The sequence below is a fragment of the Kitasatospora sp. NPDC056327 genome (assembly GCF_042261735.1).
Taxonomy (GTDB): domain Bacteria; phylum Actinomycetota; class Actinomycetes; order Streptomycetales; family Streptomycetaceae; genus Kitasatospora.
In genome coordinates, this window is sequence record NZ_JBHJRC010000278.1 from 1 (window position 1) to 11,120 (window position 11,120).

At 76.4% G+C, this 11,120-nt stretch carries 6 protein-coding genes; 3 read left to right on the forward strand and 3 right to left on the reverse strand.

Annotation, left to right across the window (positions count from 1 at the left end):
* Nucleotides 1-37 precede the first annotated feature (37 nt).
* Nucleotides 38-1,642, reverse strand: coding sequence for an ALF repeat-containing protein (locus ACFCX4_RS29355; protein WP_376148820.1), 1,605 nt, complete (start codon nt 1,640-1,642; stop codon nt 38-40).
* A 373-nt stretch (nt 1,643-2,015) separates the two neighbouring features.
* Here ACFCX4_RS29355 and ACFCX4_RS29360 point away from each other — a divergent pair, with 373 nt between their 5' ends.
* Nucleotides 2,016-2,534, forward strand: a complete 519-nt coding sequence (locus ACFCX4_RS29360; RefSeq protein ID WP_376148822.1) for a hypothetical protein — start codon at nt 2,016-2,018, stop codon at nt 2,532-2,534.
* Nucleotides 2,535-2,644: 110 nt separating this feature from the next.
* Here ACFCX4_RS29360 and ACFCX4_RS29365 read toward each other — a convergent pair whose 3' ends face one another.
* The gene (locus ACFCX4_RS29365; protein ID WP_376148825.1) at nt 2,645-6,559 is read right to left on the reverse strand and encodes a helix-turn-helix domain-containing protein; all 3,915 of its coding nucleotides are present in this window, start codon (nt 6,557-6,559) and stop codon (nt 2,645-2,647) included.
* A 331-nt stretch (nt 6,560-6,890) separates the two neighbouring features.
* Here ACFCX4_RS29365 and ACFCX4_RS29370 point away from each other — a divergent pair, with 331 nt between their 5' ends.
* Nucleotides 6,891-7,544 carry an NlpC/P60 family protein gene (locus ACFCX4_RS29370; protein ID WP_376148828.1) on the forward strand — a complete coding sequence of 218 codons (654 nt, stop codon included), beginning with the start codon at nt 6,891-6,893 and terminating at the stop codon, nt 7,542-7,544.
* Nucleotides 7,545-7,724: 180 nt separating this feature from the next.
* Here the strand turns inward: ACFCX4_RS29370 and ACFCX4_RS29375 are convergent, their stop codons facing one another.
* Entirely contained in the window at nt 7,725-9,245 is a 1,521-nt protein-coding gene (locus ACFCX4_RS29375) for a hypothetical protein (RefSeq protein WP_376148831.1), read from the reverse strand.
* Nucleotides 9,246-9,939: 694 nt separating this feature from the next.
* Here ACFCX4_RS29375 and ACFCX4_RS29380 point away from each other — a divergent pair.
* Nucleotides 9,940-11,079: a hypothetical protein gene (locus ACFCX4_RS29380; protein ID WP_376148834.1), complete on the forward strand. Its 1,140-nt coding sequence runs from the start codon at nt 9,940-9,942 to the stop codon at nt 11,077-11,079.
* Nucleotides 11,080-11,120: the final 41 nt, after the last annotated feature.

Below are 11,120 nucleotides of genomic sequence, written 5' to 3' on the forward strand. Positions count from 1 at the left end.
GGTGACGGGCTCGCGGGTGACGGGCTCGCGGGTGCTATCAGTCCTCGGTGGCGCGACGGCGGCGGGAGACCACCACGAGCGCCGCGCCGGCGGCGACGGCCGCGGCGGCGCCGCCGGCCTCCCAGCCGAGCCCTTCGGAACCGGTGGCCGCGAGCTGGCCGGAGCGGGTGGCCGAGCCGGTGGTGCCGGTCACGGCGGTACCGGTGGTGCCGGTGGTGCCGGTGGTGCCGGTGGTGCCGGTCGTGGTGCGGACGCCGGCCTGGACCGCCTGGGTGGTGGCCGGGGCCTCCGGGGCGGGCGTGGTCTCCGGCTGCCCGGTGGGCCGGCCGGTGGGCTTCGCAGCGGCCTCGTCCTCGGCCCGGGCCTTGGCCCAGCCCTCGTCGAGGAACACCAGAACGGCCCGGTCGTCGCCCTCCAGGGCCGCCAGCGCGGCCTTCCTGACGGCCGGTCCGCCGGTCTCGGCGATCTGCGAGACCTTCACCCGGCTGTCGCCCATGCGCAGCGGCGCCAGCTCGGTCTCCAGGAAGCGGCGCAGGGCGGCGGCATCGCCGGCGAGCGCGTTCTGGGCGGCCTTGCGGGTGTGCGCACCGGTCTGCGGGTCGGCGACGATCGCCTGGATCTCGGCGCGGTCGTCCTCGGCCCGGGCCGTGTACCGGCCCTCCTTGAGGAACTTGACGACGTCCTCGTAGCTGCCGTCGAGCGCGGCGCCCGCGGCCTTCTTCACGGCGGGGCCGCCCTTGGCGAGGATCTGGCTGACCAGCACCCGGTCGTCGTCCATCTGCTGCTTGGGGCGCTCGACCTCGAAGAACAGGCGCAGCGCGGCGGGGGTGTTGACCCGCAGGGCCGCCTCGCCGGCGGCCCGCACGCCGGCACCGAGCCCCGGGTCGTCGAGGAGCCGGGCGAGTTCGAGGCGGTCGTCGGTGGCCTGGGCCAGGAAGCGGCCCTCCTTGAGGAACTTCACGAGGTCCTCGCGGGAGCCGCGCAGCGCGGCGATCGCGGCCTCCTTCACGGCCGGACCACCCGTGGAGAGCATCTGGGCGACCTTGACCCGGTCGTCGATGCTCTGCTGCTCGGGGTACTCGACCTCAAGGAAGTGCCGCAGCGCGGCGGGGGTGTTGACCTTCAGGGCCTTCTCGGCGGCTTCGCGCACGCCGGGACCGGTCTCCGGGTTCCCGATGAGCTGGACGATCTCCACCCGGTCGTCCTGGGCCCGGGCCACGTACTGGCCCTCCTTGAGGAACTTCACGAAGTCCTCGTAACCGCCGTTGCGCAGCACGGCGGTCGCGGCCTCCTTCACGGCCGGACCTCCCACGGCGAGCACCTGGAAGACCTTGACCCGGGCGTCGATCGCGCGGGCGTTCGCGAGACCGACCTCCAGGAAGCGCCGCATCTCGGCGGCGGTGCCGGCGAGGGCCTTCTCGGCGGCCTCCCGCTCGGAGATGCCGCAGTCCTTGTCCGCGAGGATTTGCTGGATCTCGGCGCGGTCGAGCGCCTCCTGGGTCCGGCCGTCCTCGGAGGGGGCGTCGGGCTCCGAGACACCGGTGCCCTTGGGGGCGTCGGCGGCCGCGGCCACGGAGGGGAAGAGAACAGCAGGGGTGAGAACGGCTGCCGCGACGACGGCGGACACCCGGGGAAGCTTCATTCGGCAGAACCTGCTCTGTACGAAGAATCTGTGAACGCACTAAGAGTAGATCATTCCTGCATATCGTCACACCTACTTAATTCGAAGCCGATTGACGACGGCGAAGTGTTCTTTTTGCCCCGCACTGGAGCAGCGAACACCGTTTTGTCCCTCCGCCGCTGCCGGAAGCGCGAAGGAAGGGGAACGGGTGAATGAACAGAAGCACTTCGTCCGAGAACCTCCCCGCGAACACCATGCCGTGCGAACGGCCCGGATCCCCCGGGCCACCCCGCCCGACCCCACCCCGCCCCCGCAGCGGATCCCCCCTCCGCCCCGGACCGGCACCGTGACCCGGCCGGACGGGCGGGCGATCCCCGGCCGGTATCCTGCGGCGATGACCGGCTCTGCGCAACAGCCACTGCTCTTCCTCGACGTCGACGGACCGCTCATTCCGTTCGGTGGCGAACCGGGACGGTATCCCGCCTTCGGGAGCGGGGCCCCCAGCACGAATCCACTGCTCACCAGGATCGACCCCGCGCACGGGGCCCGGCTCGCGGGTCTGCCGTGCACCGTGGTCTGGGCCACTACCTGGGAGGACGACGCGAACACCTGCATCGCCCCCCTGCTCGGCCTGCCGCCCCTGGAGGTCGTGGCGTGGCCCGGGCCGACCGGTGCCGACGGCCCGGACGGGCCGGACGGGCGGGCGGGGACGCACTGGAAGACGCCCGCCCTGGTCGGGTGGGCGGCCGGGCGGCCGTTCGCCTGGGTCGACGACGAGATCACCGACGCGGACCGGACCTGGGTGGCGGGCCACCACCGGGCACCGGCCCTGCTCCACCGGGTCGATCCCCGGGTGGGCCTGACGGAGCGCGACTTCGCGGTGCTGGAGGCGTGGCTGCGTCGGCCCGCCTGAGCGGTGGGCCGGCGGGCGGTCGGCCGCGACCGGCAGGCACCCGGAGGGCGGGCACCCCGCATGCCCGGACGGCAGCGGCCCGGAAGGCCCCGCCACGGGCCCCGGCGGCGTCAGCCGCAGGCCGGCCGGTAGCGGACGGTGGGCAGGAGGCGGGCCCACTCGGGGCGGGGCAGGGGCGGGCGCAGCACCGTGCACGCGTCGGCGGCGACCGTCGCGGGGTCGAGGCTCCAGAGCGGGGCGGCGCCGTCCTCGCCCGCGGTGAGGACGCGGCCGTCGGGGAGGAAGGCGACGGCGTTCAGGGGCCGGCCCGGGCCGGTGAGCACGGTGCGCAGGCCGGGCGAGGCGTCGTCCCAGAGGCGGAGCACCCCGCCCCGGCCGACGGCGGCGACGGAGCGGCCGTCGGGGGTGAAGGCGAGGGCGTGGACGGTGTCGGAGCCGACGGTGCGGTCGGCGGTGTCCGTCCGGTCGCCGGTGCGGGCGTCCCAGACGTGCACGAGGCGGTCGTTGCCGGCGGTGGCGATCCGCCGGCCGTCGGGGCTGACGGCGATCCGGCCGACGTGGTCGCCGTGCCGCATCCCGGTCGGCCGCGCGGTGGCGGCCGGGTCGGCGGCGTCGAGCAGGTGGACGACCGTCGAGCTGTAGGCGAAGGCGAGGTCGGTGCCCTCGCCGACGAAGGCCAGGGCGTTGACCTGGTCGAGGTCCCGGTGCCACCGAGGGCGCGGCACCGAGCCGTCGGTCGGGCCGACGAGCAGCCGGCCGTCGGCCGTGCCCGCGGCCAGCAGGCCGCCGTCGGGGCTGAGCCCGACGGCCGTCGGCCGCGCGCCGACGGTGCTCGCGGCGAGCGCGACGCCGTCCGAGCCGCGCCGCACCCGCAGGGTGCCGTCGGCCGTGGCGGTCACCCAGGTGCGGGCGGTCCGGTCCAGGGCGAGGGCGGTGACGGCCTGTCCGGTCGCCGGGGTGAGCGTGATCAGCCGGGGCGTCCGGCCGGCGACGTCCCACAGCGCGGTGCGGCCGTCGGCGGTGCCCACGACGGCACGGCCGGCGGCGGCCGCGACCGCGGTGACGGCCGGGCGGTCCGGCCCGGGCGCCAGGTCGGTCCCGCGCCGCAGGTCCCACAGCAGCACGCTGCCGGGCGGGGAGCTGATGCCGGGGGAGGTGACGACCGTGCGGCTGTCGCTGCCGACGGCGACGCCGAGGACGAAGGTGGGGTGGCCGCGGAGTTCGGCGGTGACCCGCCCGGTGGGCAGGTCCCAGGCCCTGGCGGTCTGGTCGGCCCCGGCGGAGAGCAGGGTGACGCCGTCGGGGGCCAGGGCGAGGGCGTTGACGGAGCCGACATGACGGCCCGGCAGGTCCTGCGCGGTCCACTCCGGTGACGCGGGGTCCGCGGCGGCCCCGCCGGGCGGAGCCGCGGGCCGGTCGCCCGGCGCGCCGGGGACGGGGCCCGGGGCGGTGACGGCGGGCGGCCGCCAGAGCCGGATGCCGCCCTGGTCGCCGCCGACCGCCAGCAGCCGGCCGTCGGCGGCGAAGGACAGCGAGCGCGGCTTCGGGGCGTTCCCCGAGAGCACCACCGGGGCGCCCCCGTCCGGGCGCGGCGGGGCGTCCAGGTCCCGCACCAGGACGGTGCCGTCGGTGTCGGCCGAGGCGAGCCGGTGGCCGCCCCCGAAGCCGAGCCCCTGGATCACGCCGGTGTGGTCCAGCAGGGTCCGCTCCGGCGGGGCTCCTGCCCGGTCGGTCCGCCAGATCCAGACCCGGCCGGGCAGCTGGTCGTCCCCGCTGCCCGCCGCGAGGAGCGTGCCGTCCGGGCTGAACGCGACCCGTTTGGCGACCGAGGGCCTGCCGGTGGTGCTCAGCGGCATCACCGGGGACGGCAGCGCCTGCCGGTCGGCGACCCGCCACAGCAGGATCCGCCGGGTGGGGTCGCGGGTGAGGACCGCGCCCAGCAGGGCGCCGTCCGGGCTGAACTCGATGTCCTGGACGGGGAAGTGGACGTCGTGGCCCTGCAGTTCGGCGACGAGGGCGGTGGTCGCGGTGTCCCAGAGGGCGATCCGCCCCTGGGAGTCGCCGGTGGCGACCAGCCGGCGGTCGGGGCTGAGCGCGACGGCGTTGACGCCCCACTCGAAGCCCGGGATCCGGCCGGTCAGGTACCGGGACTGGGTGCTCAGCACGGCGTCGTCGGCGGGCCGGCGCAGGTCGGGCGCGTCCGCGGGGGCGGCCCGGCGGGCCTCGACGGACTGCAGGAGCGCCGCGTACGGATCGTGGTCGGCGTTGCGGCCCGCGTCGGCGAGGAGGGCGTGCACCAGGTTGGCGCGGTTCGCGGCGACCGCCGCGTTCCGCTGCTGCCACGCCAGGGTCCCGGCGAGCAGGGCGAAGGCCAGCATCAGGGCGAGCGCGGTGGCCAGTTGCCGCAGGGTCCGCATCCGGCGGCGCTCGGCCCTGTGTTCCTGGCGGGCCCGGGCGGCGGCCGTCTCCAGGAACTCGCGTTCGGCGGGCGCGAGCACGGGCGCCCCGCCCCGGACGGCCGCCGCCGGGGCGCCGTCCCCCCGGGCACCGGCCGGCCGGGCCCACTGCTCCACCAGTGCGAGGCGGCTGCCCCGGTAGAGCAGGGCCTCCTCGCGCCCGGAGCGGGCCCAGTGCTCGGTGTCCAGTGCGAGCTGCTGGTGGAGCCGCAGCCCGGCCCCCGCCTCCTCGATCCACTCCCCCAGCCGGGGCCAGGCGCGCAGCAGTGCCTCGTGGCTGAGCGTCACCCCGGTGGCGTCCAGGGTGATCAGCCGGTCGGCGGCGAAGGAGGCCAGGACGCGGTCCAGGCGCTCCGGGTCGGTGTCGGCGGCGGCCAGCGCGGACCGTTCGGCGCGGCGGCGCACCACCTGGCCGTCCGGCCCCACGTGGACCAGCCGCAGCAGCATCCGGCGGGCGGCGGTCCTGGTCTCCTCGTCCAGCCGTGACCAGGCGCGTTCGGCGGTCAGCGCGACGGAGCCGTGCAGGCCCCCGATCGCGCGGTAGCCGTCCAGGGTGAGGGCGCGCGCGGTGCGCTGCTGCCAGACGGCGCGCAGGGTGTGGGCGAGCAGCGGCAGGGCGCCCGGGTCGTAGGCGCGGTCGGGGTGGCCCGGGTCCAGCCCGAGGTCGGCCGTCAGCAGGGCCGGCAGGCCCGGTTCGAGCTCCAGGCCCGCGGTGCGGGCGGGTGCGGTGATGGCCGCGTGCAGCTCGGCGGCGGTCATCGGCCCGAGGGCGAGCTGTCCCCGCCGCACCGCGCTGAGCAGGCCCTCGTGCGCCAGGCAGTGGCCGTAGAGGTCGGCCCGCACGCCGAGGACGACCAGCCTGCCGCCGTCCGGTCCGGCCTCCCGGCAGAGCCGGTCGAGGAAGGCGCGCCGCTCGGCCGGGTCGGGGCAGAGGGTGAAGAGCTCCTCGGCCTGGTCCACGATCCAGACCATGCTCCCCGGCCGCCCGGCGCCGTCGGGCGGCCCGGCCGGCAGGGCGGACGTGGGCGTCAACACCTCGGCGGTCACCGGACCGAGACCGGGCAGGGCGCCGCGCCGGAGGGCGGGGACGAGTCCGGCGCGCAGCAGGGAGGACTTCCCGGCGCCGGACGGGCCGACGACGAGCACCGGTCCGCCACGGTCGGTCAGCCGCTCGCCGAGCAGGCCGAGCAGCTCGGCCCGGGCCCGTTCGCGGCCGTGGAACCAGCGTTCGTCCTCCGCCCTGAAGGAGGCGAGCCCGGGGTAGGGGCACTGGCCGCGGGTGGCCAGCTCGACCAGCGCGCCGTTGGCGCGCAGGGCGGTGTCGCAGGCATGGGCGAAGTCGGTGGTGGCGGGCTTGGCGCCGGTTTCCACCTTGCTGATGTGGCTGCGGTCGTAGTGGACCCGGGTGGCCAGCTCGGTCAGTGAGAATCCCGCCGCGCGGCGCCGGGCGCGCAGGGCGGCCCCGAAGCCGGGCGGGCCGTCGGGCGCGGGCGCCGCACCGGGGAGCGGAACGGACCGCCCGGTCCCGCCGGCCCGGCCCGCCGGCCGCCGCTCGCCCTGCGTGTCCATCCGCCACCCCCGGTCAGATCGTGTCCCAACCGCTCAACGATCCGCCCGACAACGCGTCACGGGCATCGGGCGGGAAGACCGGAACCGCAGGTCGGAGGCGTTGTCGCGGTGCCGCCGCCGGGCGACAACAGGCACCCGGTACAGGCCGGGCGGCCGGCGGGCGAAGCTCTCATCGGGCCCGGCGACGAGGCGGCGGACGACACCGCCCGACGCTCCGTCACCACCGGGCCCACCCACGGGCGGCCTCCACGGACCGCCCCCACGGACCGATCGGCCGGCCCGGCCGGTCACCGCGTGACACGACATCCCGTCAGAAAGGCAGGAACCCCTCATGACCCGCATCCGCCGCTGGACCGTCCCCGCGCTCGCCGCGACCGCCCTGATCGGCTCGCTCGCCCTCACCGGGCCCGCCGCCGCGACCTCGCCCCCGGACGCCGGTCCCGGCACCACCGCCGCGGCCGGTGACCTCACCGACGCCGCCGGCCTCGCCGACACCGTCGAGGCCGGCGACACCGACCGGACCGTCGACGACTCGCCGGAGGCGCGGGCCGCCGCGCCGAGGATCACCCGGGCCGAGGAGATCCGCCGGGCCAGGCTGTGGCTGACCGCCGACAACGGCAAGCCCGTCCCGTACTCCCAGCACCGGAACTGGAAGGACGGCTACCGCCAGGACTGCTCCGGCTTCGTCTCCATGGCGCTCGGGCTGCCCAAGCCCGGCGCGAACACCGTCGCGCTGAAGAACAAGGGCTGGACCAGGCCGATCAAGATGTCCGAGCTGCGCCGGGGCGACCTGGTCATCAAGGCCGGCAGCAACGACCCGAACCACCGGCACGTCGTGATCTTCGACAAGTGGGAGAGCGGCAAGCGCTCCTACCTCTCCTACGAGCAGGCCGGCCGGGTCGGCACCCGGCACGCCAAGCACGCCTACGGCCTGAAGGCCGGTGACGGCTACCGTGCCTACCGCCCGGTCAACCTGACCGACTGATCCCGCCCGGAGCGCCGGGTCCCACCGCCGGCTCCCGGGCCCCCCGGCGCTCCCCGACCCCGCGCCCCCTGCGGCCACCGGTCCACACCGGCCCGCAGGGGGCGCGCACCCGCGTCGGCCCGGAGCAGCGGGGCCCCGGGACCCGGACGGCCGGGTCCCGGGTGCGCACGCGCCCGGGTGTCAGAAGAGCAGGACGCGGCGGCTGAAGGCGTCGGTCCAGCCGTTGGTGTCACCGGCGACGAGGGTGCCGTCCTCGGAGGAGAACAGCACGGTCGTGCCCAGGCCGCCGACCACCGCGCCGTAGGAGCTGCCGGCGGACTCGGCACCGTCGGCGGCGACGCTCACCCGCTCGGTGCGGCCGGTCAGCAGGTCGTGCCGGAAGACGTCCTCGGCGCTGTTGGTGTCGCCCTCGACCAGGTTGTGGGCGGAGGAGGTGAAGTACACCCAGCGGTTGCCGGGCGCGATCACCGGCTCGTAGGAGTGGCCGGTGGTCAGGGTGCCGGGCCGCTCGATCGGCAGGCGGCGCACGGTGCCGGCCCGCAGGTCCCGGACGAAGAGCTCCAGGTGCGGACGCCAGCCGCCGCCCGGCTCCCCGGTGGGGACGAGGTAGGAGTAGACGGCGAGCCGGCCGTCGGGGCTCACCGTGCCGCTGTTGACCCCGCGCAGCGCGCCCGTCTCGTCGAGGCTGGCGCCGGTGGTCCGGCCCGTGCCCAGGTCGTGGACGTAGAACGGGTACAGCCGGGGCTTGGCGATCCCGGCGTCGGCGTCCGTGGACCGCCCGGACGGCAGCACGGCGGCCGTCCGGCGGGCGGAGCGGCCGGACACGGGCACCACGGCGTCCTCGGCGGCGTCCTCGGCGGACTCCCCGGCGCCGCCGCCCTCGGCCGGCGGCAGCAGGTTGGTGGCCCGGGAGGTGAAGCTGACGGTCCTGCCGTCCTCGCTGATCACCGGCGAGAAGGACGGCCGGTTGGCCGGCGAGCCGTCCGCGCCGATCGTGATCAGACGGGTGGTGCCCCGCAGGCGATCGGTGACGTACACGTTGTAGCGGTCGTAGGGGGTGCCGTCGGGCACCAGGTCCGAGCGGGACGACGCGAAGGCCACGTAGCGGCCGTCGGCACTGATCGACGGATCGGAGGAGTACCGCTCGGGCACCTCGCGGGCCGGGTCGCCGACGCTGATCCGCTCGGTGCGGCCGGTCCAGCGGTCGCGCAGGTAGACGTCCTCGACGCCGTTGGTGTCCTCCGGGACCAGGGCGGCGCTGGAGGTGAAGACGACGTTGCGGCCGAGGGCGTCGATCACTCCGTCGAAGGAGTAGCCGTCCGCCTGGCCGCCCGCGGCGGTGAGGCTGACCCGCTCGGTGCGGCCGGTCAGCTGGTCCCGGACGAAGACGTCGGTCAGCCCGTTGGTGTCGCCCGGCACCAGGTTGGTGGCGTCGGAGTCGATCACGGCCCAGCGCCCGCCGGCGCTCAGGCCGGTGGGCCGGGTGCCGCCGTCCGGCTGGGCGCCGTCGGGGCCGGTGCTGATCCGGACGGTGCGGTCCCACAGCGACGCGGTCCCCGCCGGGCCGGCCTGGGCGGGCACGGTGGCCGCGGCCGCGGCCAGCACCGCGGTGGCCAGTACGGCGGCGGCCCGCAGCGCCCGTGCGGCCCCCGGGACCCGTGCGGTCCGTAAGGTCGGTTCGGTCCTTGCTCCGGTGGTCATCATGGGTTTCCTCCCCTGCTCGCGCCCTCACCGCGCGACCGGCGCCGCGCCGTCGCCCGGCCCGCCCCCCTCGGCGGTCGGCTGGGCACGATCCAAGCGCCGGACACGCCCCGGGTCAATGGTCCGGCCGGATGACCGGACATCCTTCTCCCAGGGAACAATCAGCCCACGCACAGGAGTTGACCGAGCGTCACCTCCTCGCCGGCCCACCGGACCGGAGGTGACGGGCCTCCGGACCGGAGGTGACGGCCCGCCGGGCCGGCCGGCGGGCCCCGGGCGTGACCCGCCGCGCGTCCGCCGGCGGACGCGGAACGGCCGTTTCCGGCCAGGGCGCGGGTGCGACCCGAGTGACGCGGGACGTCCCGTGGTGCCGGTGGGGCGGCACGCGGGGCACCCGGGGCGGGACGGATCCGGAGGGACGGCCACCGGCCGCCCCGCGAAGGGCCGGCAACGGACCCTCCGGCGCGTGCCGCAGGCCTGTGCCGCCGCCCGGGAGGGCCCCTACGATGTGAGCGCCGTCGGGCCTGACCCCCGACCCCGTCCCCGCCGGCCGACGCCGGGCGGCACCGGTCCCCTCCCTGAAGGACCGGTCGTCCCGTCGGCCGCCGCACGCCGGCTCACCCCGGGTCCGAGCGGAGCAGCGGGACGGGCACCACAGCGCAGGCCGCCCGTGATCTCCTCACACCCAAGGGGTATGCCCATGCACGCCGGCACCGCCGTACCACCGGTCAGACCCGTCCCCGCCGACCGCGCGTTCCGCGCCGTCCGCGCCCTGCTCCTCGTCCTCGCCGTACTGGCCGCCCTCGTGGGCGTCAGCCTGCCGGCCGCCGGACCGGCGCACGCCGCCGTGCCCGACCGCTGGGGCTTCGCGTACCTCGACAACCCGAACCCGCCGCCGGGCTACGTCCCGGACACCACCCGCCAGTGGGGGAGCTGGCCGTCGCCGGCCGCCAACCCGGTGCGGGTGGACAAGGTCGGCACCGGCTCCTACGTCGTGCACTTCCCGCTGATCGCCGGCCCGGGCGGCATCGCCCACGTGACCGCCGTGGCCCGCACCGGCAGCTGGTGCCAGGTCCGGGGCTGGGGCACCGCCGGCACCGGCCAGGACGTCGCGGTGAGCTGCTACCGCCCGGGCGGCGCGCCCGAGGACAACCGCTTCACCGTCCTGTACACCACCAGCAGCGGCGTGCCGACCCCGGCCGTCGGCGGCTACGGCTACGTCTACGCGGCCCCCACCGCGTCGATCGTCACCCAGTACAACTCCACCGGCGCCACGAACGCGGTCGGCTACGGCGGCACCGGCACCTGGAAGGTCTGGCTGCCCGGCCTCGGCCAGGCCTCCCCGGCCGGGAACATCGAGGTGACCGCCGTCAACCCGTCCGCCGGCGCCCGCTGCAAGGTCGCCGACTGGGTGCCCTCCGCGAGCGGCCAGACCGTCATCGTCAACTGCTACAACGCGGGCAACGTGCTCTTCGACACCCGCTGGACGCTGAGCTACTCGGAGAAGCGGGCCGTGCACGGACCCGCCTTCCCGCCCAACTCGTACGGCTACCTCTGGTTCAACGGCGGCCTTCCGCCCGCGACCAACTTCAACTCCTCCGGCGCGGTCAACACCCTCGCGGGATCCGTCCCCTACACCGTCAACCTGCCGGGCATCGCGGTGCCCTCGGACACCGCGCAGGTGACGGCCTTCGGTCCCGGCCCGGACTACTGCGGGCTGGCCACCCCGTGGAACCGCAGCGCGGGCACGGTGAACCTGTTCCCGATCTGCTTCAACGCCTCGGGTTCGCCGATCGCCTCCCGCTTCTTCACCGCGTACAGCTCGGCGGTCTGATCCGCCGGCGGCCGGGCCCGGGGCGCCCCACCGTCCCGGGC

Bases quoted from the DNA above. Each gene is read 5' to 3' on its own strand.
- ACFCX4_RS29370 (WP_376148828.1), top strand. From the start codon at position 6,891: ATGACCCGCATCCGCCGCTGGACCGTCCCCGCGCTCGCCGCGACCGCC.
- ACFCX4_RS29375 (WP_376148831.1), bottom strand. From the start codon at position 9,245: ATGACCACCGGAGCAAGGACCGAACCGACCTTACGGACCGCACGGGTC.
- ACFCX4_RS29380 (WP_376148834.1), top strand. From the start codon at position 9,940: ATGCCCATGCACGCCGGCACCGCCGTACCACCGGTCAGACCCGTCCCC.
- ACFCX4_RS29355 (WP_376148820.1), bottom strand. From the start codon at position 1,642: ATGAAGCTTCCCCGGGTGTCCGCCGTCGTCGCGGCAGCCGTTCTCACC.
- ACFCX4_RS29365 (WP_376148825.1), bottom strand. From the start codon at position 6,559: ATGGACACGCAGGGCGAGCGGCGGCCGGCGGGCCGGGCCGGCGGGACC.
- ACFCX4_RS29360 (WP_376148822.1), top strand. From the start codon at position 2,016: ATGACCGGCTCTGCGCAACAGCCACTGCTCTTCCTCGACGTCGACGGA.